The 25,183-nt window shown below is 59.5% G+C and carries 28 protein-coding genes; 20 read left to right on the top strand and 8 right to left on the bottom strand.

Annotated features, from left to right (window positions below):
- Positions 1 to 234 precede the first annotated feature (234 nt).
- The 6 genes from DSM110093_RS06715 (at position 235) to DSM110093_RS06690 (ending at position 5,630) form a co-directional block, all read left to right on the top strand.
- Positions 235 to 1,110, top strand: a complete 876-nt coding sequence (locus DSM110093_RS06715) for an STAS domain-containing protein (protein ID WP_243267278.1) — start codon at positions 235 to 237, stop codon at positions 1,108 to 1,110.
- 1 nt (position 1,111) lies between these two features.
- Complete coding sequence (locus DSM110093_RS06710; RefSeq protein ID WP_243267276.1) at positions 1,112 to 1,465, top strand: STAS domain-containing protein; 354 nt, start codon at positions 1,112 to 1,114, stop codon at positions 1,463 to 1,465.
- The gene (locus DSM110093_RS06705) at positions 1,437 to 1,877 is read left to right on the top strand and encodes an ATP-binding protein (RefSeq protein ID WP_243267275.1); all 441 of its coding nucleotides are present in this window, start codon (positions 1,437 to 1,439) and stop codon (positions 1,875 to 1,877) included. The genes DSM110093_RS06710 and DSM110093_RS06705 overlap by 29 nt, the downstream gene beginning before the upstream one ends.
- Complete coding sequence (locus DSM110093_RS06700; RefSeq protein ID WP_243267273.1) at positions 1,874 to 2,881, top strand: ATP-binding protein; 1,008 nt, start codon at positions 1,874 to 1,876, stop codon at positions 2,879 to 2,881. Before DSM110093_RS06705 ends, DSM110093_RS06700 begins: the two co-directional genes overlap by 4 nt.
- Positions 2,881 to 4,017, top strand: coding sequence for an ATP-binding protein (locus tag DSM110093_RS06695; protein WP_243267271.1), 1,137 nt, complete (start codon positions 2,881 to 2,883; stop codon positions 4,015 to 4,017). The genes DSM110093_RS06700 and DSM110093_RS06695 overlap by 1 nt, the downstream gene beginning before the upstream one ends.
- 173 nt (positions 4,018 to 4,190) lie before the next feature.
- Positions 4,191 to 5,630, top strand: a complete 1,440-nt coding sequence (locus DSM110093_RS06690) for an aldehyde dehydrogenase family protein (protein ID WP_243267269.1) — start codon at positions 4,191 to 4,193, stop codon at positions 5,628 to 5,630.
- A gap of 65 nt (positions 5,631 to 5,695) precedes the next feature.
- Here the strand turns inward: DSM110093_RS06690 and arsH are convergent, their stop codons facing one another.
- The 3 genes from arsH to DSM110093_RS06675 are packed head-to-tail and all read right to left on the bottom strand — an operon-like array spanning position 5,696 to position 7,874.
- Positions 5,696 to 6,406 carry an arsenical resistance protein ArsH gene (arsH, locus tag DSM110093_RS06685; protein WP_279290855.1) on the bottom strand — a complete coding sequence of 237 codons (711 nt, stop codon included), beginning with the start codon at positions 6,404 to 6,406 and terminating at the stop codon, positions 5,696 to 5,698.
- Positions 6,407 to 6,445: 39 nt separating this feature from the next.
- Positions 6,446 to 7,510 carry an ACR3 family arsenite efflux transporter gene (gene arsB / locus DSM110093_RS06680; protein ID WP_243267267.1) on the bottom strand — a complete coding sequence of 355 codons (1,065 nt, stop codon included), beginning with the start codon at positions 7,508 to 7,510 and terminating at the stop codon, positions 6,446 to 6,448.
- Positions 7,511 to 7,544: 34 nt separating this feature from the next.
- On the bottom strand, positions 7,545 to 7,874 hold the full coding sequence (locus tag DSM110093_RS06675; RefSeq protein WP_243267265.1) for a metalloregulator ArsR/SmtB family transcription factor: 330 nt from the start codon (positions 7,872 to 7,874) through the stop codon (positions 7,545 to 7,547).
- 124 nt (positions 7,875 to 7,998) lie between these two features.
- On the opposite strand from DSM110093_RS06675, the gene DSM110093_RS06670 reads away from it, so the two are divergent.
- Positions 7,999 to 8,613: a hypothetical protein gene (locus tag DSM110093_RS06670; protein WP_243267263.1), complete on the top strand. Its 615-nt coding sequence runs from the start codon at positions 7,999 to 8,001 to the stop codon at positions 8,611 to 8,613.
- A gap of 13 nt (positions 8,614 to 8,626) precedes the next feature.
- Here DSM110093_RS06670 and DSM110093_RS06665 read toward each other — a convergent pair whose 3' ends face one another.
- Positions 8,627 to 9,199, bottom strand: coding sequence for a TetR/AcrR family transcriptional regulator (locus tag DSM110093_RS06665; protein WP_243267261.1), 573 nt, complete (start codon positions 9,197 to 9,199; stop codon positions 8,627 to 8,629).
- A 99-nt stretch (positions 9,200 to 9,298) separates the two neighbouring features.
- On the opposite strand from DSM110093_RS06665, the gene DSM110093_RS06660 reads away from it, so the two are divergent.
- Positions 9,299 to 9,865 carry a carboxymuconolactone decarboxylase family protein gene (locus DSM110093_RS06660; RefSeq protein ID WP_243267260.1) on the top strand — a complete coding sequence of 189 codons (567 nt, stop codon included), beginning with the start codon at positions 9,299 to 9,301 and terminating at the stop codon, positions 9,863 to 9,865.
- A gap of 156 nt (positions 9,866 to 10,021) precedes the next feature.
- Positions 10,022 to 10,468, top strand: a complete 447-nt coding sequence (locus tag DSM110093_RS06655) for a hypothetical protein (protein WP_243267258.1) — start codon at positions 10,022 to 10,024, stop codon at positions 10,466 to 10,468.
- Between the two features lie 47 nt (positions 10,469 to 10,515).
- Here DSM110093_RS06655 and DSM110093_RS06650 read toward each other — a convergent pair whose 3' ends face one another.
- Positions 10,516 to 11,061, bottom strand: a complete 546-nt coding sequence (locus tag DSM110093_RS06650) for a YaeQ family protein (protein ID WP_243267256.1) — start codon at positions 11,059 to 11,061, stop codon at positions 10,516 to 10,518.
- A gap of 186 nt (positions 11,062 to 11,247) precedes the next feature.
- Here DSM110093_RS06650 and DSM110093_RS06645 point away from each other — a divergent pair, with 186 nt between their 5' ends.
- The 8 genes from DSM110093_RS06645 to DSM110093_RS06610 all read left to right on the top strand — a co-directional run bounded on the left by DSM110093_RS06645 (position 11,248) and on the right by DSM110093_RS06610 (position 18,972).
- Positions 11,248 to 12,126: a LysR family transcriptional regulator gene (locus tag DSM110093_RS06645; RefSeq protein ID WP_243267255.1), complete on the top strand. Its 879-nt coding sequence runs from the start codon at positions 11,248 to 11,250 to the stop codon at positions 12,124 to 12,126.
- 185 nt (positions 12,127 to 12,311) lie between these two features.
- Positions 12,312 to 12,980, top strand: a complete 669-nt coding sequence (locus DSM110093_RS06640) for a DUF4286 family protein (protein ID WP_067940074.1) — start codon at positions 12,312 to 12,314, stop codon at positions 12,978 to 12,980.
- A 69-nt stretch (positions 12,981 to 13,049) separates the two neighbouring features.
- Positions 13,050 to 14,009 (top strand): TRAP transporter substrate-binding protein, encoded by a 960-nt coding sequence (locus tag DSM110093_RS06635; protein ID WP_243267253.1) that lies wholly within the window; start codon positions 13,050 to 13,052, stop codon positions 14,007 to 14,009.
- A gap of 93 nt (positions 14,010 to 14,102) precedes the next feature.
- Positions 14,103 to 14,612 (top strand): TRAP transporter small permease, encoded by a 510-nt coding sequence (locus tag DSM110093_RS06630; RefSeq protein WP_067627084.1) that lies wholly within the window; start codon positions 14,103 to 14,105, stop codon positions 14,610 to 14,612.
- A gap of 2 nt (positions 14,613 to 14,614) precedes the next feature.
- Entirely contained in the window at positions 14,615 to 15,913 is a 1,299-nt protein-coding gene (locus DSM110093_RS06625; RefSeq protein WP_120351600.1) for a TRAP transporter large permease subunit, read from the top strand.
- An 11-nt stretch (positions 15,914 to 15,924) separates the two neighbouring features.
- Complete coding sequence (locus DSM110093_RS06620; protein WP_243267252.1) at positions 15,925 to 17,130, top strand: amidase family protein; 1,206 nt, start codon at positions 15,925 to 15,927, stop codon at positions 17,128 to 17,130.
- Positions 17,127 to 17,981 (top strand): hypothetical protein, encoded by an 855-nt coding sequence (locus DSM110093_RS06615; RefSeq protein ID WP_243267250.1) that lies wholly within the window; start codon positions 17,127 to 17,129, stop codon positions 17,979 to 17,981. Before DSM110093_RS06620 ends, DSM110093_RS06615 begins: the two co-directional genes overlap by 4 nt.
- Positions 17,982 to 18,240: 259 nt before the next feature.
- Positions 18,241 to 18,972, top strand: coding sequence for a lytic transglycosylase domain-containing protein (locus tag DSM110093_RS06610; protein ID WP_243267249.1), 732 nt, complete (start codon positions 18,241 to 18,243; stop codon positions 18,970 to 18,972).
- Positions 18,973 to 19,240: 268 nt separating this feature from the next.
- Here DSM110093_RS06610 and DSM110093_RS06605 read toward each other — a convergent pair whose 3' ends face one another.
- From DSM110093_RS06605 to DSM110093_RS06595, 3 genes are read right to left on the bottom strand one after another with little or no spacing between them, the layout of a single operon-like run.
- A complete protein-coding gene (locus DSM110093_RS06605) occupies positions 19,241 to 20,521 on the bottom strand; it encodes a TRAP transporter large permease (RefSeq protein WP_243267247.1) in 1,281 nt (426 codons plus the stop codon).
- A complete protein-coding gene (locus DSM110093_RS06600; protein ID WP_243267246.1) occupies positions 20,518 to 21,081 on the bottom strand; it encodes a TRAP transporter small permease subunit in 564 nt (187 codons plus the stop codon). The genes DSM110093_RS06605 and DSM110093_RS06600 overlap by 4 nt, the downstream gene beginning before the upstream one ends.
- 59 nt (positions 21,082 to 21,140) lie before the next feature.
- Positions 21,141 to 22,121 carry a TRAP transporter substrate-binding protein gene (locus DSM110093_RS06595; protein ID WP_243267245.1) on the bottom strand — a complete coding sequence of 327 codons (981 nt, stop codon included), beginning with the start codon at positions 22,119 to 22,121 and terminating at the stop codon, positions 21,141 to 21,143.
- Between the two features lie 243 nt (positions 22,122 to 22,364).
- Here DSM110093_RS06595 and DSM110093_RS06590 point away from each other — a divergent pair, with 243 nt between their 5' ends.
- From DSM110093_RS06590 to DSM110093_RS06580, 3 genes are read left to right on the top strand one after another with little or no spacing between them, the layout of a single operon-like run.
- A complete protein-coding gene (locus tag DSM110093_RS06590; protein ID WP_120350527.1) occupies positions 22,365 to 23,540 on the top strand; it encodes an L-rhamnonate dehydratase in 1,176 nt (391 codons plus the stop codon).
- A complete protein-coding gene (locus DSM110093_RS06585; RefSeq protein WP_243267244.1) occupies positions 23,537 to 24,448 on the top strand; it encodes a dihydrodipicolinate synthase family protein in 912 nt (303 codons plus the stop codon). Before DSM110093_RS06590 ends, DSM110093_RS06585 begins: the two co-directional genes overlap by 4 nt.
- Before the next feature lies 1 nt (position 24,449).
- On the top strand, positions 24,450 to 25,181 hold the full coding sequence (locus DSM110093_RS06580; RefSeq protein WP_243267243.1) for a GntR family transcriptional regulator: 732 nt from the start codon (positions 24,450 to 24,452) through the stop codon (positions 25,179 to 25,181).
- Positions 25,182 to 25,183: the final 2 nt, after the last annotated feature.

The following is a 25,183-nucleotide window of genomic DNA, read 5'->3' as shown; positions in this document are numbered from 1 at the left end:
CGTTTTTCTTAAAATTGGGCAGTGTCTGGCAAAAGCGCCGGCACTGCCCTTTTTGCTTGGCCCACTTGGGGGTTAAGCGATAGAGGCTGGGCGAAAACAGCACCTTACGGACCCCCCAATCGCCTGCCCTACCCTGAAAACTGGCGCTTTGCCGCCGATCAAAACCCTTGCTTCCTATTGACACTTTGGCCCACCATTGGCCTATGGGGATTGAAATAAACACTGGGGTAAAAGATGCCGCAATCTGCTACGGCGAATATACTGACTGTTCTCGACACCGATTTTAAAGGGATCATCGAGGAATGGCTGGGAACGCAGGTCAAAGAAGGCGTAAAGCGTTCTGACCTCTTTTCTGATGCCGAAAGCCGGAACCAGAACCGCGAATTGCTCAAGGCGTTCTCCAAGGGCGTGCGCGATGGCGTCACGGGCGAAGATTTCGACTTTGACGACAACCAGTGGGATGATCTGCGCGCCGTTCTGGCCGATGTAAGCCGTGAGCGGGTCAACCGGGGCGTGACCCCGACCGAAATGGCGACATTTGTGCTGGCGCTGAAGACCCCGCTGTTCAAGCGTCTGGAAACGATGCTGGCTGGCGATCACGGTGTGCTGATCCGCGATGTCATGCTGGTGACCCGCTTGGTCGATGCCTTTGCCACCTACACCAACGAGATTTTTATTCTTGAGCGTGAGCAGATCATAGATCGCCAACGCCAAGAGATGCTGGAACTGTCGACCCCTGTGGTCGAGCTTTGGGACCGTGTTTTGACACTGCCATTGATTGGCACGTTGGATTCCGCCCGCGCCCAAGAGGTGATGGAGAATCTGCTTCAGACCATTCTGGAGCGTCAGGCCGAAGTGGTCATCATGGACATCACCGGCGTCGGCACCGTCGACACGCAGGTGGCACAACACCTGCTCCGCGCCGCTGCTGCCGTGCGTTTGATGGGGGCCGAGTGTATTATCAGCGGCATCAGCCCGATGATCGCGCAGACAATGGTGCAGCTTGGCATCGATGTGGGCACCGTTTCCACCCGGTCCAGCATCCGCACCGCCCTGTCGGACGCGCTGCTGACCGTCGGCTATGTGATCAAGAAAACCGAGGGCCAATAAGGTGGCCGGTGTCACGTCGATAAATCTGGTCGAACATGCGCTCCTCGTGTCGATACAGGATGACATCACGGACACCGAGATCTTGGAGCTTCAAGATCGGTTGTCGAATAAAATATCCGAGAACCGCATCGACGGGGTGATCCTTGATATCTCGGCGCTTGAGATTGTCGACACCTTCGTGGGCCGTGTGATCGCTCAGTTAGCGGGGATATCCCGCCTGCTGGCGGCGGATACCTATGTTGTCGGCATGCGCCCCACTGTGGCGGTCACGTTGGTCGAGCTTGGCATGTACCTGCCAGAAATCCGCACCGCGTTAAGCCTGACCCATGCCCTTACCCAGCTACGCCGCGTTTGACGAAAAGGACCTTGGGGCGCAGGTCCTTCTCTCTCAGTACAAGTTAAGGACCAGCGGCGACGCGGTAACGGTGCGCCAAGCCGTGGCGCGCTATATGAAAGAACACGGCGCCACGGCGCTGAGTGTGACACGCTTTGCCACCGCAGTCAGTGAAATCGCGCGCAATGCGATTGTTCATGCTGGCGGTGGCGAATTTTCCATCTATGTCGATCCGAGACGCAAACAGCTAACCGTGGTTTGTTGGGACAAGGGTCCGGGGATCGAAGACATAGAATTGGCACTGACTGACGGCTATACTTCGGGCGGCGGACTTGGCCGGGGCTTGGGGGGCGCAAAACGGCTTGCCAAGATATTTGAAATCCGCACCGCCATTGGCGGGGGCACCAGCGTGTTGATGAGTGTAAACCTATGAAACAATGGGTCGAAGTACAGGACCAAAGCGCCATCGCCGTGGTCCGCCGCGCGGCGCGCAGTCTGGCCACACGGCATGATTGGCCCAAGCTGCGGATTGATGAGCTGGCGATCGTCGCCACCGAGGCCACGACCAACATTCTGCGCTATGCAGAACAGGGCCGTGTTTTGATCAACGCCCCCGCCGAGGGCAAGGGCGACGAGATCGTGATGATCTTTACCGACCGTGGTCCCGGCATCAGCGACATGGATCACATGTTCCAAGATGGCATGAGCAGCGGCGATTCCGCCGGGCTGGGCCTTGGCGCGATCCGGCGCCTGTCGAGCGGTTTCGACATTTTCAGCGGCCCTGAGGTTGGCACCACCATCGTTTGCAGCTTTGCCAAAGACGCCCCCCGCCCGACCTATGGCGTCGAAGCTGTGGGGCTTCGGGTTTGCCATCCAAATGAGGATGAATGCGGCGACGATTATCTGCTGCGCCAAACGCCCAAGGCCACGGATATTCTGCTGTGTGACGGGTTGGGCCACGGAACCGACGCAGCGGCGGCATCGCTTGAGGTGACCGAGGCCGTGTTGCATTCGCGCAGCTTCAACAGCGAACCCGGTGCCGTGATGCATGAGGTGACTGAACAGTTGATCGGCAAGCGCGGCGCGGTCGGGGCCTTGGTGCATATTGCGCAACCGCAGATGGTGCTGCACTATGCCGCTTTGGGCAATATCGCGACCCTGCGGGTCCGCGACGGAGAGATCAAACGCCTGCCCGTTCGAGATGGGCGGATCGGCGCACGCGCGACCCGTGGCTATGAAGAAACCTTTGACCTTGAACCGGGGGATCTGCTGATCTTGCACAGTGACGGCTTGAAAACTCTGCGCGACGGATACCTCCCACAGGGTCTGCTATGGAAATCCCCGCTTTTGATCGCGGGCTACCTGCTTGACCGGGCATTTCGCGGGCGCGATGACGCCTCGATCGTGGTCATACGCATTGCACGGAGCGCGGACTGATGAAAGCCACCAACCTCGCCTCGGTGAACCTTGAAAAAGGCGGTGATATCGCCGCGCTGCGCCAGATCGCGATGACCTTGACGGAAGCCATGCGCTTTACCTCCTTCGAGCGGACGCGCACCGTGACCGCCGCCGTGGAACTGGGCCGCAATGCGATTGAACATGGTCAGAAAGGCCGGGCGCGGTTCTCGCTGACTGATTTGAACGGCAGGCCCGCCCTTGGGCTGACGGTGATCGATCAAGGCCGCGGTATCGAAGAAGAAAAGCTTGATCCGTCGCGCGATATCGTTTCGGCAACCGGCATGGGGCTGGGCCTGCGCGGGGTGCAGCGTATCGCGGCGCGGTTTGATGTGGACACCGGCCAAGAAGGCACGCGCATCCATGCGGAGTTTCTGTTGCCGGAACCGCAAGGAGCTGTAGAGCAGATCAAAGCCGACGCCATGGCAGCGCTGGAGGCCTATAATGCCAAAGACCCGACCGCCGCACTGACCGAACAGAACCGCGAGTTGAGCGAAGGCATCGCCGACCGTGACCTCTTGATGCAGGAATTGCACCACCGCACGGGCAACAACCTTGCCCTGATCGTGGCGCTGATCCGGATGAGCAAGACCCAAGCCAAAGAGGATGAGACGCGCCAAGTGTTGCGCGAGTTGGAGACCCGCGTGGGTTCGCTCTCTAAGGCGCATGAGCTGATGCAACGCTCGACCGACAGCACCGACCTTGATCTGGCGGATATGCTGGATGAAGTCGCGAAAAACGCCGAACGCGCCTTTACCGGGGAGCGTCAGAGCATCGCCATCAAGCTGATTTGCCCCAGCCTCAAGATGGACAACAAACTGGCCGTCGACATCGGGCTGATCGTGGGCGAGTTGATTACCAACGCCTATAAACACGCTTTCAAAGGGCGCGACAAAGGGGTGATCACCATTGAGGTCACCCAAGAGGACGACGAAGGTCTGACGCTCAAGGTTTATGACGACGGAGTTGGCCTGCCTGAGGACGCCAAACGGCCCGAGCGGTCGGATTCACTCGGCTGGCGAATGATCCGCACGCTGACGTTCCAGCATGAAGCGACGCTGAAGGTCGAAGGCCAAGACGGGCTTTGCGTTGAGATCAGTTTCCCGGCGCAGGATTAATCTCCCCCCGCCCCCCCGTGGTTTTCCGCCGCCGCACCAGTCTTTTTGATCAAAAATCACCTCTGAACTTTTCCGCCCCGTAAATTTGTCCTAGGCATATCGGGAGCCGGCGATTCCCGGACACTTCTAAGCGGCAATTAAGACGCCCGCTTGGCCAATAACGGAGACAGAGCATGATCGAAAAACGTGATTTCTATATCGACGGCAAATGGGTCGCCCCGCTTGAGGGCAGTGAACATGAGGTCATCAACCCTTCGACCGAAGAACCCTGCACCGTGATCTCGCTCGGCGGGCCAAAGGATGTGGACGCCGCCGTGGCAGCGGCCAAGGCCGCCCTGCCCGGTTGGATGGCCACCGCCCCCGAAGAGCGTATCGCGCTGATGGAGAAACTGGCCGAGGTCTATAAATCCCGGACCGAAGACATGGCCCAAGCGATCAGCACCGAGATGGGCGCGCCCATCGAAATGGCGCGCAGCTCGCAATGGGGCGCAGGTTACAGCCACCTAAAGAACTTCATCAAAGCGGCAAAAGACTTCAAATTCGTGAAGCCTTTGGGCGATCACGCGCCGAACGACCGGATCATCCATGAGGCGGTTGGCGTTGTGGCGATGATCACGCCGTGGAACTGGCCGATGAACCAAGTGATGCTGAAAGTGGGCGCTGCTGTCGCCGCTGGCTGCACCATGGTGCTGAAACCTTCTGAGGAAAGCCCGCTGAGCGCGGTGATCTTTGCCGAGATGATGGATGAGGCAGGCTTCCCCGCCGGTGTCTTCAACCTTGTGAACGGCGACGGCGCGACCGTGGGCACCGCCCTGACCGGCCATGAAGACGTGGATATGGTCAGCTTCACCGGCTCCACCCGCGCCGGTATCGCGATTTCCAAGAACGCGGCGGATACGCTGAAAAAGGTCCATTTGGAGCTTGGTGGCAAAGGCGCGAACCTTGTTTTTGCCGATGCGGACGACAAGGCCGTGAAACGCGGCGTGCTGCATATGATGAACAACACCGGCCAAAGCTGTAACGCACCAAGCCGGATGATCGTCGAAGCCAGCGCCTATGACCAAGCGGTCGAGACCGCCGCCGAAGTCGCCAATAAGGTCGAAGTCGGCCCCGCCAGCGAAGAGGGTCGCCACATCGGCCCGGTCGTGAACGAAGCGCAATGGGGCAAGATCCAAGACCTGATCCAAAAGGGCATCGACGAAGGCGCGCGGCTGGTGGCCGGTGGCACCGGACGGCCTGAGCATCTGAACCGCGGTTTCTATGTCAAACCCACGGTTTTTGCCGATGTGACGTCCGACATGACCATCGCCCGCGAGGAAATCTTTGGCCCCGTCTTGGCGATCATGAAGTTCGAGGACGAAGATCAGGCGATCGAGATGGCCAATGACACGGTCTATGGCCTCACCAACTACGTCCAGTCCAGCGATGGCGCGCGGCGCAACCGTCTGGCGGCCAAGCTGCGGTCGGGCATGGTTGAGATGAATGGCGAAAGCCGTGGCGCGGGCGCGCCCTTTGGCGGCATGAAACGCTCGGGCAACGGGCGCGAAGGCGGCGTCTGGGGGATCGAGGACTTCTGCGAAGTCAAAGCCGTTTCGGGCTGGTCCAACGACTGATCGCTTTTTGGCGTAGCATGATGCGGCAGGGCCAAAATCTGGCCCTGCCGTTTGCGTTTTGGCGATCAGATCGCCTTTTGATTCACCCGTTTGGAAAGCTCTGCGGCGCTTTCTTTGCGCTCGCTATAACGGTCGAGCAGGTAATCTTTGTTGTCGCGTGTCAGCTGCGTGAACTTCACTAACTCCTCCATCACATCGACCACCCGGTCATAGAAGGGCGAGGGTTTCATCCGGTCATCCTCGTCAAACTCCAAAAAGGCTTTGGGGGTTGAGGATTGGTTGGGAATGGTCAGCAGCCGCATCCAACGGCCCAAGATGCGCAGCTGGTTTACGGCGTTAAAACTCTGCGAGCCGCCGCTGACCTGCATCACGGCCAGCGTTTTGCCTTGGGTCGGGCGCACCCCGCCCAGCGACAGGGGAATCCAGTCAACTTGGGTTTTCATGACGCCCGTCATCGCCCCGTGACGTTCGGGGGAACACCAGACCATGCCTTCGGACCATTGCACCAGATCGCGCAGTTCCTGCACCTTGGGATGTTCAGCCGTCGCATCGTCGGGCAGCGGTAGCCCCGTGGGGTTGAAGGTCCGCGTCTCGGCCCCGAGGCGGTTAAGAATGCGGGCGGCTTCTTCGGTCATCAGACGGCTGAAAGACCGCGGGCGGAGCGAGCCGTAGAGCAGCAGAATGCGCGGGCCGTGGGCGGCGCGCTCGGACGGGAGCAGGCGGGTATCGTCGATCGGGTTGAAGTGGTCATCTTCGAGGTTCGGCGTGTCGGTCACGGGAATTTCCTTTAGCGGTAGTGGGTTATCAGGCGCGGTTCATTTGGCTTCTGGGGCGGGGAACCAGTGCTGCGTGCGGTTGGCAAAGGCAACGAGCGAAAGCATGACCGGCACTTCGACCAGTACACCCACCACGGTGGCCAAGGCAGCACCCGACCCCAGCCCAAAAAGGCTGATCGCCACGGCAACCGCCAGTTCAAAGAAGTTCGACGTGCCGATCAGCGCGCAGGGGGCGGCCACGTTATAGGGAATGCCCCAAGCCCGCGCGGCGCCATAGGCGATGAAGAAGATGCCGTAGGATTGCAGCAGCAGCGGCACGGCGATCAGCGCGATGACGAGCGGACGGTCAAGGATCACCTCGCCCTGAAAGCCAAAGAGCAGCACCACGGTGAGTAAAAGCCCCATGATCGCAAAGGGTTGCACGCGGGCCTTAAAGGCGTCGACTGCCGCCTCTCCCCCCTTGGCCACCAGCCGCTCGCGCGTAAGGTAACCCGCCAGCAGCGGTAACATGACATAAAGCCCGACCGAGATCAGCAGCGTGTCCCAAGGCACGGTGATGTCGGTCATCCCCAAGAGAAAAGCCACGATGGGCGCAAAGGCAAAGACCATGACCACGTCGTTCAAACTGACCTGCACCAGCGTATAAGTGGCATCGCCGCGCGTGAGGTTGGACCAGACAAAAACCATCGCGGTACAGGGCGCGGCCCCCAGCAGGATCACCCCCGCCAGATAGGCCTGCGCATCATCCGGCGGGATCAAGCCAGCAAAGACGTAGTTGAAGAACAGCACCCCAAGCGCGGCCATGGTGAAGGGTTTGATCAGCCAGTTGACCACCAGCGTTACCACCAGCCCTTTGGGCTTGTCGCCCACCTGCCGCAACGTGCCGAAATCGACGCCGACCATCATTGGATAGACCATGGCCCAGATCAACACCGCCACGGGCAAGTTGACCGAGGCGACCTCCAATGCCGCCAACGCGCCAAAGACACCGGGAAAGAAATTGCCAAGCAAAAGCCCCGCGCCGATGGCCAGCGCCACCCAGAGCGAGAGCCAGCGTTCAAAAGCCCCGAGGCCAGCGGGTGCGGGATGTGCGGTATCGGTCATGGCAGTCTTCCGTTCGTGTTTTTTTTGGGGGGGGTTAGCAGCAGGTCAGCTCATCCAGCAGGGGTTGGCAAAGCTCGGGCCGTCCGCCGCAGCAATCCTCCAGCAAGAAGCCCAACAGGGCACGCAGCCCCTCCATATCGGCGAAATAGCGGATGCTGCGCCCCTCACGGATGCTGCGGATCAGCCCCGCGCGAGTCAGGACCGATAGATTGGCCGACATGGTGTTTTGCCGCACATCAAGCACAACACCGATCTCGCCCGCTGACATCCCCTTTCCGCCCGCCTTGATCAGCAGGCGAAGGACATCAAGCCGGGTGGATTGGCCAAGGGCGGCGAAGGCATCGAGAGCGTTTTGTTTATCCATATATCATGCATTATTGATATAAAGTCGCGTCGTCAAGCCCCTCGCGCAAGATCAGAATGCAACGAAAAAGCCGCTTCATACGTTATCCATTCATTCCCGGCACCTTGGCAAAGGATCGATAAGAATGCTTGATTGGATCGCAGAAAACTCCGGCCCCTTACAGGTGGCGGTCAGCCTCTTTACGGCCGTGGTTTGGCTGGCCTATCTGCATATCCTATGGCTGAATTTTCGGCGACAGCGACAGCCGGTGATGCTGATCAACCGGTCTATCGCGCGAGATGAAAACGCGCATTGCTTCGTGACCAATATGGGCGCCGAACCGATCTATCTGTTGGAAGTGATGGCGCGGGTTGTGACCGATCAGAAAACCTATCACGTCAAGGTCACGGAACGCGAAGAAGTGGCGTTGAATGAGGTTGAAAACCCGCTGACCCGCACCAATCAAGGGCCGATAAAAAGCGGTGATTTCATCGACATCGGCAGCTTTCTTGATCTGTTGCGCCGGGCCGAAGCACGTATTGGTACCGAGGGGTTATTTGACGAGGTTCGCCAGATGGACCTGACCGTCGCTGCTGCAGATGGCCATACAACAAGGCTGATCGCCGCGCGGCATAAATTCAGGGCGGAATGGAAGGATGGCAAACCTTATTTCGTACCAGAACAGATCATGGCGCACCAAATTCGCAATGTATTTCAACGCCGTAAGATCACGACCATGTTGGAAGAACAGATCGAATAGCGCCCACCTTTGCCTATAGCCGGGTCAGGCTGTCCGCGATCTCTTGGGCGATGGCATGGGCATCGATCCCCTCCCGCTCGGCCGAAACGCGCAGGCCCAATAGGTCACTTTGGTAGCGCCGGGCGAGCGATTTTGGATCGTGATCCGCCGCTATTTCGCCAGTGCTCTGCATCTGAGCAAAAAGCGCCGCAAATTGCTCCTCCATCCTCATAAGGTGGGCGCTGGCCCGTTTTGCCAATGGATGCCCATGCGCCTGTAATTCCAGCAGCGTTTTCGACAGCATACAGGCTTTGGCCGGCGCGTCCTTTCGGCAGATTGCCAGTTCGGGATAACGTTTCAGCGCCTCCATCGGGCCATGTGCTTGCACCAATCGCGCTAACCGCCCGGCCCCGTCTTCGGCATATTTGTCCAGCGCAATTTCAAACAGCGCCTCTTTCGATCCGAAAGCCGCGTAGAAACTGCCGGGCTTCATTTTCAGCACCGCTTCGAGATCCTTAAGCGACGTGCCCGCCCAGCCCTGTCGCCAAAACAGATCACGCGCGCGGGCGATGAGTTCATTCCGGTCATGGTTGGGTTTGCGGGGCATGGGATCACCAAATGTTGAACGATCACTCAAATATATACTTGAGTGATCGCTCAAGAAACCCTAATTAGCAATCATCAACGAATTACAAAGGTGAAAATCATGAACTTCCCCTCTCACGATCAAGATAGCGCGCCCGAAGCCTCCAAACCGCTGCTGGCGGAATCGCAAAAAGCCTTTGGTCGTCTGCCCGGCCTTCACAAGGTGCTGGCAGAAAGCCCGCAGGCCTATGAAGGCTATCAGGTGCTGCACAAGCTTTTCACAGAGACCGATTTCGACGCCGAAGAGCTGACCGTTGTCTGGCAGTCGATCAACGTAGAAAACGAGTGCCACTACTGCGTGCCCGCCCACACCGGCATCGCCAAGATGATGAAAGTCTCGGACGAAATCAGCGACGCGCTGCGCAATGAAACCGCGCTGCCGACGCCGAAACTCGAAGCATTGCGGACCTTTACCGTGAAAATGGTGCGCAGCCGCGGCAATGTGACCGATGCCGAGATGAAGACGTTTTTTGACGCAGGCTATAGCCACCGCGCGGTGCTGGATGTGATCCTTGGCATGGCGCAGAAAATCATTTCGAACTACGTCAACCACGTGGCCGAAACACCCGTGGACGAAGTTTTCCAACCGCTGGCATGGAGCCGCGGCGACAACAAGCTCGACGTATAAAATTAAAGGCGCGCCCGATTGCGGCGCGCCTTTTCTCGCCTTCGCGCGGACGTAGCGCGCCCATTCTCCCTTCCATGGCCGACAGATATCTGCCCCAAAGCCTGATCGGCTGCTGGTGGTCCAAATGTGCTGTCCTTCTTCAAGAGAACCGCCTCCATGCCCCTCACTCAGACCCTTCGCACCCTCGCACTGGCAGGGCTTGCCGGTGAAATCGCCTTTGAGCTTTATGCTTGGCTGATTTCCCCCATCCTTTTTGGCGTCGCACTCGCCCCGGCGAACCTTGTCGTAGCGCTTGCTAAGCTTATCGGGGTCACCCTGCCCTATTGGCTTGGGTTCGCGCTGCATATCGCGATTGGCATTGCAGGCTTTTCTGCCACGGTCTGGCTGGTGCATCGTTTGACGCGGCTGGGGTTGGTGCTGTCGGGCGCGCTGTCGGGTCTTGCGCTTTGGTTTGTCGCACAGGGGCTGCTGGCGCCGCTGATCGGGCGAAGCTTTATGATGGGATTTGGTGCTTACACGCAGTCATCCTTTGTCGGGCATGTCGGGATGGCCATGGTGATCGGCTATGTCATCGCGGCGCTGCAACGCAAGCAAACGGCATAAATCGAGCGCGGCAGGTGAATTGCCCCCTGCCGCGTCCGTCGCCTGTATCAGGCGGCACTTTTCCATCGATCAAGCGTTAGGGTGACCAGCGCCTCTTCCAGATTGACCGTCACCTCGCCGTCTTGGATCATCACCTGAAGCTTCATCGCGCGGTTTGCCAGATTGGCCAGCGCCTTTGTGTCGGCCTCGGGCAGGTTGACCACTTCGAGATTGTCAAAACGCGTGGTGCTATTTTTGATCTTATCCCACCAAACCTCAGCCGTTCGGCCGCCATAGGGGTAGACCACCACCTTGGCCGCTTTGTTGCAGGACTGGCGCAAGACCTTCTCGCTTGGCAGACCCAGCGTGATCCAAACATCCAACTCCCCACTTAGGCTTTTCTGCCAGATGTCCGGCTCATCGTCGGTCGACAGACCTTTTGTCATTTCCAAATGCTCATGGGCGTTCAGGGCAAAGGCCGCAAGACGCAGCATCAGCCGCTCATCCGTTTCCGAAGGATGTTTGGCGATGGTCAGCTTGTGGGTCTCGTAATAGTGGCGGTCCATGTCAGAGACCGACAGCTCGACTTTGTAGATGGTGGCATTCTGCGCCATGGTATGTCTCGATTTTTCTGGGGTAGGGGCTGCCTACGCGCTTGGGGCAGCCGTGGAAAGGCGATAGCGATGACCAGCGTCATGCATTTGACCAAAGACTGTATGTTTCTGCTTGGGCAGTGACTTTATCGTTGGGCTGACCTAACCTCATCGCTTGCGGCCAAAACAAAAGAATAGAGGGTCTTGGTGAACACGCGTTTTTTGGAAACTTTCGTCACGGTCGCCAATTTGGGAAGTTTCCGTGCGGCCGCAGAACAGTTGAATGTCAGCCAAGCAACGGTGTCCAGCCGCATCTCGTCGCTTGAGACGGATCTGCAAGTAGACCTGTTTGACCGTGAGTTCCATGCCACTCGGATCACGGTGGCCGGGGCGATGATCCTCGACAAAGCGCAGGACATGCTGGCGACAGAACGCAGTTTGCGAAACACCCTGTCTGATCCCACCACCGCCGTGGGGCGGGTACGTTTGGGGCTGGTGTCTTCGGTTGTGCACACTTGGCTTTGTGACCTGATCGAAGAGGTGGCGCGCTGCTATCCCCGGCTAGAACTTGAACTGACGGTCGAGCCCACGCCGAACATCGCCGCGGCCTTTGAACGCGGCGCTTTGGATATGTTGCTGACGACAGATGACCGCCACGATCAAACCTGTGTCTGCGCCGACTTGCCGCCGCTGGCCATGGGATGGTTCGGCCCCGAGGGGATGCGCGACGAGAAACTGTCCCTTGCGGATGTCGTCACCAGCCCGCTGATCACCTTTACCCGCAATTCACGCCCGCACGCCAATGTTCTTGCGCTTTTCAGCGATCGCGGCCTGCGGCCTTCGATCGTGCATTGCATTACATCAATGGCTGCGATTGCGCGGTTGACGCAGCGCGGGCTGGGCATCGCGACCCTGCCTCTGGCCTGCGATTTGGCCGGGCCGGGAATCTATGAGCTTGATGTCGATGCGCAGCTGCCGCCGCTCCCCCTCTATTGCATCTGGCGGCGCAGTTCCGACGTTGCCACCTACAAGGCAATTGCCGATCTTGCGCGGGCCTGTGCAGAGCGCCATCAGCGGCAGACCTGACACGGCTTGAATTGGCCTGATAGGAAAACCCTATCACCCCCCCCTGAATAATCCCGTTTGTCGTTGGACCCCATCTCGGCAAGGGTGCCCCAACAACAATCGACAGAGCTTGACCGCACCTCGACACAGACGGGCCGTGCCCCGCCACGTGACGGGAGAGCTTTGTCCAAGGATCAGGATGCAGAATGAGCAATATCCGTACGACCGATCAGGCCCAGCTTTTCGTCTGGAGCGATATCGACCCCGATCACGAGGCAGATTTCAACCAGTGGTATGACCGGGAGCATATGGAAGAGCGCGTTCGCATTCCGGGCTTCACCGGCGCGCGGCGCTATCGTGCGGTATCGGGCTCGGCACGGCGCTACCTCGCACTTTACCGCGCCAGCAACCTTGCCGATTTCACCTCGGAAGCCTACCGCAAAGCCTTTACCAAACAGACCCAATGGTCGATCACCAACTTCGGGCGCATGTCCAACACCCGCCGTCGGGTGATGCAGGTCGCGCAAGAGGGCGGCTTTGGCTGGGGCGGCGCGCTGGTGCTGATCGAACTGGTGCCAGATGCCATGGATCGCGACGCCGTCGCCGACGTGCTTGGTAAATTGATGGCCGAAGAGGGTGTGCTGCGGGTGCATCACATGATCCCCGACGAAACCCTTTCGACCCCGCTGCCGTCTGAAAACACCGAAGGGCGCGTTCTAGCCCCTTGCATCGCGGTGGATGTGACGTCAGAGCCGATCGCCGAAGCGACCCTGCGCCAACTGACCGAAAAACTGGGCGGCGCGGTGCGCGAGGCCGAAACTTTCCGCCTGATGTGGTCGCTGGACGCGCAAGACCTGCCCGCATTGGAAGACTGAGTGAACCACCCTGCCCTGCCAAAAAGGCAGGGCAAGAACAACAAACCACCCCAACAGGATATACCTCACATGAAACACCTTCTCATCGGAACCGCGATCGCGGCCCTGACAGCCGGTCTTGCCCATGCCGAAACGTGGAAAATGTCGGCCGATGCGCCCGACGGCAACTATCTGACCCAGAACATCCGCGCCTTCGCTGATGACGTGGCCCGCCTGTCGGATGGCGCGCTGGAAATCGACGTTGTGTCGAACTCGGTCCTGCTCAAGCGCCCCGAACTGAAGCGCGGCGTGCAGCGCGGCATCGTTCCCATCGGCGAAGTCCTGATCTCGGCGCTTGGCAACGAAGACGCGGTTTACTCTGCCGATGCCGTGCCGCTTTTGGCGACCACATTTGACGAGGCCCGCGCGCTTTGGGACGCCTCCCGCCCGATCTACGAAGAAAAGCTGGCCGAAGATGGACTGGTGCTGTTGTTTGCCGCCCCCTGGCCGCCGCAGGGCGTCTACATGAACCAGGAAGTCACCGACGCCGCTTCCTTCGAGGGTGTCAAATTCCGCGCCTACAACCCCTCGACCGCGCGTCTGGCCGAGCTTTTGGGCGCCGTTCCCGCCACCATCGCCACTTCCGAGATCAGCCAAGCCTTCTCGACCGGGGTCATCAACGGCATGATCACTTCGCCCTCGACGGGTGTCGACAGCCAAGCATGGGACTTCGTGTCGCATTACTATGACGTTCAGGCCTTCCTGCCCAAGAACATGGTGATCGTGAACAAAGGCGCCTACGACGGCCTGTCTGACGAGGTGAAAACCGCGCTGCAAGAAGCGGCTGAACTGGCGGAAACCCGTGGCTTTGAAATGGCCGAGGAAGCCACTGGCGAAGCAACCAACACGATGGCCGACAATGGCATGAACGTCCTGCCGACCCCCGAAGGGCTGGCCGCCGACTTTGAAACCATCGCCGCGACGATGCGCGCAGAATGGCTGGAACAGGCTGGCGAAGAAGGTCAGAAAATCGTCGACGCGATGAACTGATCTCAGCAGGCCCGGGCAGTCGTTTGCCCGGGCCCTTTCTACTAGACCGGGGTATTCGCCCCCTCCCCGCCCCCTTATTCGGAGCCCGCCGCCATGATGCTGACCCGCCATCTCTTCAACTTTTGCGGAGCCTTGGCCGCGCTGTCCTTGCTGGGGATCGCGGTCTTGATCCTGTCGCAGATTGGCCTGCGCCTGATGGGAAGCCAAATCCCGTCAGCCGATGATTTCGCGGCATGGGGGCTGAGTGCGTCGATCTTCCTCGCGCTGCCAGCCACGCTGATACGGGGCGATCATATTCGCGTCACATCGTTGCGGCAGTTGATGCCGGAACGTCTGGGTCATATCGCCGATATTCTGGCGGCCGCCTTTGCCGCCGTGATGATGGGCTGGGTCGCTTGGGCGATCTTTGGCTATGTCCACGAAAGCTGGACCTACAATGAAGTCAGCCAAGGTGTGGTGGCCGTCCCCCTGTGGTGGCCGCAATCCGCGATGGTGCTGGGGTCGGTGCTGTTTGCACTGGCCTTTGCCGAGCGCACCCTGCGCCTGATCCTCGGGCTGCCAGTCGAAAGCGACGATACAAACGAACAAGGCCGGGGCGAATAATCATGGATATTTTTCTGCAATCGGCCGTTCTGGTCGTGACCTTGCTTGTGCTTTTGGGCTTGGGCATCTGGGTTGGCGTGGCGCTGATGGCTTCGGGCGTCGTGATCTTCTTGATGTTCACCTCTACGCCGGTCGATGCGATCCTCGGGACCACCATGTGGGCGCATTCCGCCAGCTGGACATTGACGGCGCTGCCGCTGTTCATCTGGATGGGCGAAATTCTATATCGTACACGTCTGGCCGAAGACCTGTTTTCTGGTCTGGCCCCTTGGGTCGGGCGGCTGCCCGGCGGCTTGGCGCATGTCAACGTCGTGGGCTGCGGGATCTTTGCCGCTGTTTCGGGGTCTTCGGCTGCCACCACCGCCACCGTTGGCCGGATTTCCCTGCCCGAGCTGAAATCGCGCGGCTATGCCGACCGGCTTGCCATCGGCTCCTTGGCTGGATCGGGCACGCTTGGCCTGTTGATCCCGCCGTCGATCGTGATGATCGTCTATGGCGTCGCGGCCCAAGTTTCCGTGAACCGCTTGTTCATTGCGGGCGTGGTGCCGGGGCTGATGCTCATGGCGCTGTTTTCGGGCTATATCGCGATCTGGGCTAAGATGAACCCCGATGGCGTGCCAGACCCCGAACCCCGCATGCCCTTGGGTGAGCGCCTGCGCCGCCTGCGGATGTTGCTGCCGGTGGTGGGCTTGATCATCGGGGTCATCGGCTCGATCTATGCCGGTGTGGCCACCGCAACCGAGGCCGCCGCCATCGGCGTGGCCGGGGCGCTGATCATCGCGGCTTTTGGCCGGTCGTTGAACGCCGAGACCTTCGTCGCCTCGCTTCTGGGGGCCACCCGCACCTCTGCGATGATCGGACTGATCCTGCTTGGCGCGGCCTTTCTCACCTCCGCGATGAGCTTTTCGGGCTTGCCCGGGCAACTGGCCGAACTCATTTCCGCCAGCGGGCTGAGCGCTGCGGGTTTGATCGCCGTGCTGACCGTGTTCTTCGTGCTCCTTGGTTGTTTCCTCGACGGGATCTCCATCGTTGTGCTCACGACTTCGGTTGTGATGCCCGCCGTGGCTGCCGTGGGCATCGATCCGGTGTGGTTTGGGATCTATCTGATCATCGTCGTCGAAATGGCGCAGATCACGCCGCCGCTGGGGTTCAATCTGTTTGTGATCCAGAGCCTGACTGGTAAATCGATCTTTGAGATTACCCGCATGATCATCCCCTATTTCATGATCTTGGTGCTGGCCGTGATCCTGCTGACGGCATTTCCCGGCATCGCGACGTGGCTTGTGGAACAAACGATTTAAAGGCTGATTTGATGACACACACCCCTCAATCCCTCCTCGACGCGGCCCGCGCCCGCGCTGCCGCGCCCGATTTCACCCGGACCTTCGATGATCCGGTGGAAGGCGAAGGGCCGCTGTCCGGGCTGAACGTGGCGGTCAAAGACCTGTTCGACGTGCAAGGCCAAGTCACCCACGCGGGGTCGCTGGTCCGCAAAGCCACAGCGCCCGCCACCAAGGATGCCGCAGCGGTCGCGCGGCTGCGCAGCGCGGGCGCAGGGCTGATCGGCCACGCCAATATGACCGAGTTTGCCTATTCCGGCCTCGGCCTGAACCCACATTACGGCACCCCCCTCACCCCCTTGAAAGAAGGCTGTATCGCGGGCGGCTCGACCTCGGGCGGGGCCTCGGCCGTGGCGCGCGGCGTGGCTGACATCGCGCTTGGCACAGACACTGGCGGCTCTGCGCGTATTCCTGCAGCCTTTTGCGGGCTGTTCGGTTTCAAGGCCACAGCACAGACGATCTCACGCGAGGGGGCGGTGCCGCTTTCCCATTCGCTTGATAGTGTCGGCGTGCTGACCCGAGAAGTCGGCCTGCTGCGCCCGGTTTTAAACGTGCTACGCGACCAACCGCTCGCCGCGTCTGCCGCGCCGCGTGCCGTCATCGTGCCGGAAAATTTCGGCATGGACGAATTGGACCCCGAGGTTGCCGAGGCCTTTGAGGCCGCCCTTGCAGCACTTCGTGCCTCAGGCGTTTCCGTTCGGCGTCAGAGCTATGACTTTTTCGAAGACTATCGCGCCCTGCCCGTTTGGCAGTTCTCGGCGGTGGAATCCCGCGCCCATCACGGGGGGCATTTCGACAAAGCCCGCGAGGCGCTTGACCCGCGTGTGGCATCGCGCATGGCGCGGGCAGATGGCGTTACCACGATCGAATTTGCCCGTACATTGGCCGCGCGTGAAGCATTGATTGCCTGCGCCGCGCGTTTGTTCGGCGACACGCCCGTGGCCCTGCCAAGCGTCGCCATCATGCCACCAAAGCTTGATGCCCTGCGCGAGGATACCACCTATGACCGCATCAACCTGCTAGCGCTGCGCAACACCAGCTTTGCCAATGTGATCGACGGCTGTTCGGTGAGCCTACCGATCACCAGCCACCCCGGCGCGGGCTTGATGCTGACCGCCCCTGCGGGCCGGGATGGAATGCTGATTAACATGGCCGAAATCTTGCAGGGTGCGCTGTGAGCGACATCGCTAAGCGCCCCACTGCCTATGTGGCCTTGGGGCCGCAACGCTACCGCGTACACCATGTGAGCGATCCGTTGCTTTCGGGCCTTTCTGATGTTGCGGTTTTGGGTGACCGGATCGTGGTCCTTAGGCGGCAAGCGCCTGAACTGGTGATGCTCGGGCCAGACGGCGTGTTGCTTGGCGAAAGTACCGACCTACCAGAGTTCGTCTGCGGTCACGGCCTGAGGGCGATTGGCACAGAGCATTTGGCCGCGACGGATATGGACGGCCACAAGATCGTTCTGCTTGATAAAAACATCAATGAAACCGCGCGCATGGACTGCGGTGCGCATCCCGGTCTGGGGCGACCATTCAATCATCCTTGCGATTCCGCGCGGGGGCCGGATGGGCGTTTGTATGTCGCTGACGGGTATGGAAACAGCGCGGTGCATATCTTTGATCCGGACCTGCGCCACCTCAAGACCTTTGGACAACCGGGAACAGAGCCGGGCGAATTTTCAACGCCGCATAGTCTGTTGTTCGAAAGCCAAGGCAGGCTCTGCGTGGCCGACAGGGAAAATAACCGCGTGCAATTTTTCGATCCCGAAGGCACATGGCTGGGCCAGATCGAGGGGCTGCACAAGCCAATGGCACTGGCACTGACCTCCGACGGCCTCTTGCTGGTTACAGATCAAACGCCCCGGCTGTCTGCTTACGACCCAGATGGCCAGTTGGTCGGGCGCTGTCGAACATTTTCGACCTTTGGGCATGGTTTAGCTGTGCAAAGCGATGGCACCATCGTGATTGCAGAAATGAACCCAGATCGCGTGACTTTGTTGTTGCCGGTGCCCAGCACGCATGCGGGATAGAACGTTCCTAGCGTTTCCGCAGTAGAATTAACATTCTGCGCTGTAACTTGCCGTTAGACGCAAGCTGCCAGCGATTGACATGGGCGGCGGCACACCGCACCACCAGACTATGAAAGTATGGGTCATCATTTTGGCGTTATTCTGGGCACAGACGGCTGGGGCCGAGCCCCCAGACCGTCAATGTTCCAGCACTAAATGGGGGCAATCTCACTGTATCCGGGACGCATATTTTGTCTATGACACCTGCAACGCTATTGCTGTGTTCACTGAACGTCACGGGCTTAACGCCGATTTTTTTGCCCGGCTGATCTGGCAAGAAAGCCGCTTTGACCCCAATGCGCTGAGCCACGCCAATGCCCGTGGCATCGCGCAGTTCATCCCCTCGACCGCCGCGTTGCGCGGGCTGGCCGATCCCTACAACCCCGCCGATGCGCTGGAGCATTCCGCGCAGTATCTGGCCGAAATGGCGCGCCGCTATGGGAACGAAGGGCTGGCGGCGATTGGCTACAACGGGGGCGAACGGCGGGTTGAAGGATTTATGGAAGGCCGCGATTTGGCCGATGAAACAATCGCTTACGTGCCGATCATCACCGGGTTGGATGCAGAAACATGGCGCGATGCACCGCCCGAAAACCCCGATTTTCGCCTATCCCAAACCCAAGCATTCTTGCCCGCCTGTTATGGCATGGGCAAAGCCCGTCGACTGACCCCGCTTAAATTGCCCGAACCTCCGTTAAAACCGTGGGGTGCGCAGATCGCTTTTGGCAAATCCAAAGCCCAAGCACAGGCGGCTTTTGCGCGGCGCCTTCGCAGTTGCGCAGCACCTTTGTCGGGTGAGAAGCCAGATTATATCAAAGTCAAACACCGGGCGAGCAGGCAAAAGGGGTTCGTTATGGCCCGGATTGGTCGCAACAGCCGCGCAGCCGCCGACAGGCTTTGTGCATCCGTCCGGGCCTCGGGCTGCCCCTGCGCCGTCTACGCTAACAATTAACGCAGCCTTTCGCCGCATTTCCTGGGGCGGTTTTGATAGCGAAATTTCAACCTTTGCCATCAGCCCATTTTCTTGCGGCAGAAGCAGGGCATCCCCCGAGGCGGCGCAAGACATCTTGAACGATCAACAGCCCTTGGCATTGCTGTCACGAAAGTCGCCGTTCGTCAGATGATTTGCGCACCAGAGCCCTTACGACGTTGAAGTAGGGCCAAACCCTACTTCAACGTTTCTGCGTTGCAGGTTTACCTTCCTGCGGGATGACCTCTTGTCAATCGAAGTACTCTGTCAGCGCCAGCGATACCTCTGGCACATAGGTTACGAGCAGCAGGACAAAAGCCAGTACCGCGATGAACGGCAGGTTGGTGCGGGACGTCTCCCAAATGCCCGCGCGGGCGATGGAGCAGGAGGTGATAAGCACGGAGGCCACAGGCGGGGTCTGCTGACCTATGGCAAGGTTCAGTGTCACCATGATGCCGAAATGGATCGGGTCGATTCCCACCGCGTTGACCAGCGGCATCACAACCGGAACGACCAAGATGATCGCGGCGGCGCCATGCAGGAACATCCCTAAGACCAGCAAAAGAAGGTTCAGCAGCGCCAGAACGATCAGCGGGTTCGTGGTGACTTCGGTGATCTGAGCAGCTAAAGTTTGCGGCACTTGTGCTTGGGTCAGGAAAAGGCCCAATGCGGCGGATGTAGACACCAGCAGCATCACCACGCCGGTCTGGCTGACACCTTCGAGCATGGTTTTGCGGAGCCGGGACACATCAAGATCACGGTAGATGAACAGCCCGATCACCAAAGCCGCCATAACCGCAAGCCCCGCCCCTTCGGTCGCGGTAACGAGCCCCGAAAAGATACCGCCAAGGATGATAACCGGCATGGTCAAGGCCCAAAACGCCTCTTTGAAGGTCCGGCCCACATGACCCAGATCAAAGCTCTCGGCACGCGGCAGGTCATAGCGGACGGCCAACACATAGGTCACCGTCATCAAGAGAAAGGCCCCCAAAAGCCCCGGCACCACACCCGCGATAAAGAGCTTGATCACCGAGGTTTCGGCAATCGCGCCATACAGGATCATCGGTATGGAGGGTGGGATGATGATGGCGAGCGATGCCGAAGACGATGTGATCGCCGCCGCCAATGTCCGTGAATAGCCGCGCCGTTTCATTTCGGGTATCAAGACAGTGCCGGTGGCGGCCACGTCAGCCACCGCGGAGCCGGAAATCTCGGCAAAAACCATTGAGACGCCAATGTTTACCATACCAAGCCCGCCCCGGATAAACCCGATCAACGCGGTGACAAAGTTGATCAGCCGGAGCGAAATGCCGGAGGTGTTCATCAGATTGCCCGCCAGAATGAAAAGCGGAATGGCAATCAGCGGAAAGGAGGTCGAGCCGGAATAAAGCTTGATCACCATGTCGTAGAAGGCATCGGGTCCCGAGGTCAGCAGAAAGCCCGCCATTGAGGTCACCCCGATCGCGACGGCGATGGGCACGTTGATCAAGATCAGGGTGATCAGGGCGATGGTAGTGTAAAGGAGGATCATTTCACGTTGTCCTTCAGGTCAAGCGACGCCGTCTCAGCCTCGGCCTCGGCGATGGCTTTGTCGATTTCGGCATGTTCAGGATCAATGCCTTGGGCGGCCAGAGCCAAGGCGCGCGGCAGGGTCAGCAGGGTGCCGATGATCATCAAGACCGAAGCGATGGGGATGACAGACTGCACGATGTCCAAAGTCATCCAGCGCAACGACAACAAGGAATCCCACTTCGCCACCGCCAGCACAGCGTTGCCATAATAGGCCGTGACGGAGAAATAGATGATGACGAGCAGCTCGGAAAATAATGTCAGCACGATGGCCGCGGATTTCGGCAAGGCGATGACGATGCCCGAAAAGCCCATGTGTTGGCGCATGAACACCGCATAAGCGGCGCCGAAATAGGTGAGCCAAGCCAGCAGGACGCTGGCGATCTCATCGTACCATGCGGGCGATGCACCGAGGTAGCGCATGGTGGTGGAATAAACGACCGCTCCCGCCAGTGTCACCAACAGCGCGAGGCAAACCGTTTCGATTGCCCAAAGAAGTAAACGCTCGATCTTAGCGACCATGCCTGTCTCCTGTTCTGAGTGGCCCCGGCCAGCCCATGCCAACCGGGGCGAAGCTGCGTTTACTTGGCCAGTTCTTGCGCGCGCGAGACGAGCGCGTCGCCCCCCGGCACTTGGCCTGAGAATGCAGCGTAGATCGGCGCGGAGGCTTCGATAAAGGCGGCCTTGTCGGCCTCATTGACCTCTACCCCCGCTGCGCGGACCTTCTCGACCAATTCGCCGTCGGCGGTTTCGCCTTGGTTCAGCGACCAGTCCTGAACGGATGCGGCAACTTCGGTCGCGGCGCTTTTAACGTCATCGGGGAGTTTGGACCAAGTCTCGGCCCCGGTGGTCAGATAGGTAGGTGAATAGACGTGGCCAGTCAGGCTCAGGTAGCCCTGCACCTCTTGAAAATTCGCGCCGACGATATTGGTCAGCGGGTTCTCCTGACCGTCCATCGTGCCGGTCTGAAGCGCGACGAACACTTCGGAGAAGGACATCGGCGTCGGGTTTGCGCCCCATTCTTTGAACATCGAAACCCGCCATTCAGAAGACGGCGTGCGGATCTTCAGTCCGTCCAAATCGCTGGGGGTGTTGATCGGGCGGGCGTTGTTGGTGATCTGGCGGAAACCGTTTTCCCAAGTCGAGAGCACTTCAAGCCCGGCTTTGCGCGCCAGTGGCGCCAAATCGGGCTGCACGATCTCAGCGTCGATTGCCTTTAGATGTGCGCGATCCTGCACCAAAAACGGCATGTCAAATAGCGCGAATTCGGGCGCAACGTTGGTCATGATGGAAGAGATCAGCGTGAAATCGACGGTGCCCAGACGCAGCTTTTGCATCAGTTCCTTTTCGTTGCCGAGCTGTGCATCGGCATAGAATTCCACCGTGTGGGCGTCGCCCAGTTGCTCTTGCAGCTGTTCGGCAAAGCGTGCGGCGCTTTTTCCCTGCAGGCTGTTCGACGCCGCACCCACGGCCACCACGTAGGTGTCTGCGGCCACAGGTGTCACAAGTCCAAAGGTCGCAGCGGCCAGACTGGCGCTCAGGCTCTTTGTAAGGGTTTTCATCGTATTTCCTCCGTTGGTTAAGAAAGTTCTGCCGCATCCATTGCACCTTTGCCTATCGGGAAATGAGCCACGAGCGCGCAGCAGCTTGTGCAGTCGTTCATTTTCCATTCCTTACCCTCCGTAATTTGGCGCTTTAGCATTTTGGCATTCCAAAACTCCAATATGATGCTAAGAGTGATGTCAACATGATTCGTCTTCGGAACTGTCCGGCAGAACGAGAAACAGCGAGAAAGAGAGGCCCTGATGACTAAGATCAAATCCGTCCGCACCCGTGTCTGGAACTGGAAAGGGCCGACCGTGCCCCCCTCGGGGAATTTCTGCACCAATGCATCGGATGCCCTTTGGATTAAGGGCGATGCCATGGCGAGCTTTCGTTTTCACCAGTGGCTGACCTGCGAGATCGAGACAGAAGACGGCACGATCGGCATCGGCAATGCAGCCTTGGCCCCGACGCTGGTGAAACAGGCGATCGACGAATGGTTCGCCCCGCTGGTCGTTGGCGAAGACCCCTTCGACTACGCCTATCTGTGGGAGAAAATGTACCGCCGCAGCCACGCTTGGGGCCGCAAGGGGGTCGGGATGACCGCGATCTCGGCCGTCGACATCGCGATCTGGGATCTGATGGGCAAACTGGTCGACAAACCCGTGTTCAAACTCTTGGGCGGGCGCACCAAAGAGAAAATCCCGGTCTACTATTCCAAGCTTTACGCGGGGTCTGTCGAAAGCATGCAGGCCGAAGCGGAAGAGGCAATGCAACACGGCTACACCGGCTTTAAAACGCGGTTTGGCTTTGGCCCGAAGGACGGCATGGCAGGCATGCGGGAGAACCTAAAACGGGTCGAAGCGCTGCGCGAAGTGATCGGCTACGACAAAGACCTGATGCTCGAATGCTACATGGGTTGGAACCTCGACTACGCCAAGCGGATGCTGCCCAAACTGGCGAAATACGAGCCGCGCTGGCTCGAAGAGCCGGTGATCGCCGACGATGTGGCAGGCTATGCCGAGTTGAACGCCATGGGGATCGTCCCAATCTCAGGCGGCGAACATGAATACAGCGTGATCGGTTGCGCCGAACTGATCAACCGCCGCGCGGTCAGCGTGCTGCAATATGACACCAACCGCGTTGGCGGTATCACGGCGGCGCAGAAGATCAACGCCATCGCCGAGGCGGCGCAAATCCCGGTCATCCCACATGCCGGGCAGATGCATAACTATCACCTGACCATGGCCAATATTAACTGTCCGATGTCCGAATACTTCCCGGTCTTCGATGTCGAGGTCGGCAATGAGCTGTTCTACTACATCTTTGAAGGCGACCCCGAGGCGCAGGACGGTTTCCTGCAGCTCGACGACGACAAACCCGGCCTCGGCATCACCATTTCCGACAAACATCTTTCCAACTTCGAGATCACAGAATGACCAAATACTCCGGCATCTGGCCCGTCGCCCCTACCCCGTTCAACGATGACGGCACGGTCGACTACGAGGGCATGAAACGTGTGATCGACTGTATGGTCGATCAGGGCAGCGATGGCATCTGCATCCTCGCCAATTTCTCTGAACAGTTCCTGATCACCGATGAGGAACGCCGCCTTTTGACCGAGGTCTCGCTCAAGCATATGGCGGGGCGGCTGCCCGTCATCGTCACCATCAGCCACTACGCCACACAAATCGCCGTGGCCCGTGCGCAGCACGCCAAAGACCATGGTGCCGCGATGGTCATGATGATGCCCCCTTACCATGGCGCATTGTTGAAGGGCTCCGCGGAACAGAGCTTTGAGCAGTTTGCCCAAGTCGGCGAAGTCGGCATCCCGATCATGGTGCAAGACGCGCCGCTTTCGGGGGTCGATCTGCCGGTGCCCCTGCTGGTGCGCATGGCGCGCGAGATTGAAGAGGTGCGCCTGTTCAAGATCGAATGCCCACAGGCCGCAACCAAGCTGCGTGACCTGATCGCAACAGGTGGCGATGCCATCGAAGGCCCCTTCGACGGCGAAGAGGCAATCACGCTGCTCGCCGATCTCGAAGCCGGGGCCACCGGCGCCATGACCAGCGCGATGATCCCCGACCAGATCAAACCGGTGATTGAGCATTTCGCGGCTGGCGATCTTCGGGCCGCGACCGATGCCTATGCCCGCGTCTTGCCCGCAGTGAACCATGAAAACCGTCAATGCGGCTTCCGCTCTGCCAAGGCGGCGATGGTCGAAGGCGGCGTGATCCGGTCGGAATTCTGTCGTCACCCGATTGCCCCATTGCATCCTCAGACACGAGAGTCCCTACTCCGCTTGATCCGGCCGCTTGAGCCGGTGGTGCTGAGCTGGGGAAAATGACATGAGCAAGAAGACCGACATCACAGACCTCGACACGGGCGAGCTTGCCCTCGCGCGGCCCCGCGCCACATTGGTAGAGGTCGCCGCCGACAAGCTGCGCGAGTTGATCTTGCTAGAGAAACTGCCCGCCGGGGCGCATATCTCGGAGCGTGATCTGGCCGCTGCCTTGGGCATCAGCCGCACTCCCCTGACCCGAGCTTTGACCATTCTCGAACAGGACGGTTTGATCGAATATTCGGTCACCCGCCGCCCGCAAGTAGCCAACCCCCGGCTGGATGAGATCGAACAGAACCTGATCGTCATGGGCGCACTCGAAGCCTTGGCAGGGGAGTTGGCCTGCGGCTGCATCACCGATGCCGAGATCGCTCAAGTGGCCGAGTATCAGCGCCAGATCGAGGCCGGAGACAGCACCCTTTCCCCGCTGGAATCCTTTCGCCTCGATATGCAAATGCACGAAGCCATTGTGCAGGCGAGCCGCAATGCCCCGCTGATCGATACGCATCTCAAGTTCAATGCGCGGCTGTGGCGGGCGCGGTTTCAATCCTCGCAACGTCGCTCGGGCCGCGGCCAAACCTTGGCCGAACACCGCGCCATCGTCGACGCCCTGTCGCGGCGCGACGCCAAAGCCACATCCGAGGCGCTGCGCCATCACCTCGCCTCGGCCGTCACCAATACCAAAAACGCTTTGCAAGAAGACGGCAAAGCCAAGGACCACAATACAGAAACGGAGTGAAC

The organism is Sulfitobacter sp. DSM 110093 (assembly GCF_022788715.1).
In the GTDB taxonomy this organism is placed as follows: domain Bacteria; phylum Pseudomonadota; class Alphaproteobacteria; order Rhodobacterales; family Rhodobacteraceae; genus Sulfitobacter.
Note: the sequence above shows the minus strand (reverse complement) of the source record. Positions and strands in the feature narration are given on the sequence as shown.

Excerpts from the sequence above, each read along its gene's own strand:
- DSM110093_RS06660 (WP_243267260.1), top strand. The coding sequence starts at position 9,299 with ATGAACTTCCCCTCTCACGATCAAGATAGCGCGCCCGAAGCCTCCAAA.
- DSM110093_RS06670 (WP_243267263.1), top strand. The coding sequence starts at position 7,999 with ATGCTTGATTGGATCGCAGAAAACTCCGGCCCCTTACAGGTGGCGGTC.
- DSM110093_RS06690 (WP_243267269.1), top strand. The coding sequence starts at position 4,191 with ATGATCGAAAAACGTGATTTCTATATCGACGGCAAATGGGTCGCCCCG.
- DSM110093_RS06595 (WP_243267245.1), bottom strand. The coding sequence starts at position 22,121 with ATGAAAACCCTTACAAAGAGCCTGAGCGCCAGTCTGGCCGCTGCGACC.
- DSM110093_RS06630 (WP_067627084.1), top strand. The coding sequence starts at position 14,103 with ATGATGCTGACCCGCCATCTCTTCAACTTTTGCGGAGCCTTGGCCGCG.
- DSM110093_RS06705 (WP_243267275.1), top strand. The coding sequence starts at position 1,437 with ATGCCCTTACCCAGCTACGCCGCGTTTGACGAAAAGGACCTTGGGGCG.
- DSM110093_RS06715 (WP_243267278.1), top strand. The coding sequence starts at position 235 with ATGCCGCAATCTGCTACGGCGAATATACTGACTGTTCTCGACACCGAT.
- DSM110093_RS06590 (WP_120350527.1), top strand. The coding sequence starts at position 22,365 with ATGACTAAGATCAAATCCGTCCGCACCCGTGTCTGGAACTGGAAAGGG.
- DSM110093_RS06635 (WP_243267253.1), top strand. The coding sequence starts at position 13,050 with ATGAAACACCTTCTCATCGGAACCGCGATCGCGGCCCTGACAGCCGGT.
- DSM110093_RS06655 (WP_243267258.1), top strand. The coding sequence starts at position 10,022 with ATGCCCCTCACTCAGACCCTTCGCACCCTCGCACTGGCAGGGCTTGCC.
- DSM110093_RS06665 (WP_243267261.1), bottom strand. The coding sequence starts at position 9,199 with ATGCCCCGCAAACCCAACCATGACCGGAATGAACTCATCGCCCGCGCG.
- DSM110093_RS06650 (WP_243267256.1), bottom strand. The coding sequence starts at position 11,061 with ATGGCGCAGAATGCCACCATCTACAAAGTCGAGCTGTCGGTCTCTGAC.
- DSM110093_RS06605 (WP_243267247.1), bottom strand. The coding sequence starts at position 20,521 with ATGATCCTCCTTTACACTACCATCGCCCTGATCACCCTGATCTTGATC.
- DSM110093_RS06700 (WP_243267273.1), top strand. The coding sequence starts at position 1,874 with ATGAAACAATGGGTCGAAGTACAGGACCAAAGCGCCATCGCCGTGGTC.
- DSM110093_RS06640 (WP_067940074.1), top strand. The coding sequence starts at position 12,312 with ATGAGCAATATCCGTACGACCGATCAGGCCCAGCTTTTCGTCTGGAGC.
- DSM110093_RS06585 (WP_243267244.1), top strand. The coding sequence starts at position 23,537 with ATGACCAAATACTCCGGCATCTGGCCCGTCGCCCCTACCCCGTTCAAC.
- arsB (WP_243267267.1), bottom strand. The coding sequence starts at position 7,510 with ATGACCGATACCGCACATCCCGCACCCGCTGGCCTCGGGGCTTTTGAA.
- DSM110093_RS06620 (WP_243267252.1), top strand. The coding sequence starts at position 15,925 with ATGACACACACCCCTCAATCCCTCCTCGACGCGGCCCGCGCCCGCGCT.
- DSM110093_RS06675 (WP_243267265.1), bottom strand. The coding sequence starts at position 7,874 with ATGGATAAACAAAACGCTCTCGATGCCTTCGCCGCCCTTGGCCAATCC.
- DSM110093_RS06625 (WP_120351600.1), top strand. The coding sequence starts at position 14,615 with ATGGATATTTTTCTGCAATCGGCCGTTCTGGTCGTGACCTTGCTTGTG.
- DSM110093_RS06580 (WP_243267243.1), top strand. The coding sequence starts at position 24,450 with ATGAGCAAGAAGACCGACATCACAGACCTCGACACGGGCGAGCTTGCC.
- DSM110093_RS06695 (WP_243267271.1), top strand. The coding sequence starts at position 2,881 with ATGAAAGCCACCAACCTCGCCTCGGTGAACCTTGAAAAAGGCGGTGAT.
- DSM110093_RS06600 (WP_243267246.1), bottom strand. The coding sequence starts at position 21,081 with ATGGTCGCTAAGATCGAGCGTTTACTTCTTTGGGCAATCGAAACGGTT.